General features: G+C 34.9%; 1 protein-coding gene. It reads right to left on the bottom strand.

Annotated features, from left to right (window positions below; all coding sequences use genetic code 11):
• A partial coding sequence (locus AC061E_RS16605) for an HlyD family secretion protein (RefSeq protein ID WP_478287250.1) occupies positions 1 to 657 on the bottom strand: 657 nt, incomplete at both ends.

The raw sequence follows: 657 nt of genomic DNA on the forward strand, positions 1-657 counted from the left end.
AGTAATAATATCTACCGTAGCTGTCATTCCTGGTCTAAAAGGAGAGTACGTATTTGGTTTCCCTTCTAATAAATCTTCGTACGATTCTTTCATTATTCTTACTTTAACTTTAAAATTAGTTACTTGATCAGCCGTTAATGCAGAGCTAGCAGAATTTGAGATACTTGTAACAACACCTTTGAATTGTTTTTTTAGATATGCATCTACTTCAACATTAGCCTCATCTCCAACTTTAATTTTTACAATGTCATTCTCATTAACATCTACTTCAACCTCCATATTATTCAAGTTGGCCACTCTCAAAATTTCGGTTCCTGTCATTTGTTGTGTACCTAAAACACGCTCTCCTAATTCTACATTCAACATAGAAATAGTTCCGTCAGCAGGCGCATAAATAGTTGTACGTCCTAGATTATCTTTGGCTTCATTTACTGTTGCAGAGGCGCTTTGAACGTTGTAATAAGCTGATTGTTTTGATGCTTTTGCAACTTCAAACGAAGCAATAGCCTTGTCCCAATCCGACTTTGAAATGATTCCTTTATCAAACAATGTTTTGTTTCTATCGTAGTTTGCTTTTGATTCTTTAAAAGAAGCATCTGCTTGACTTAAACTTGCTTTAGTTCCGGATAAGTTAGATACTGATCTGTTGTAACCAGA

This window comes from Flavobacterium sp. GNP011, assembly GCF_056428925.1.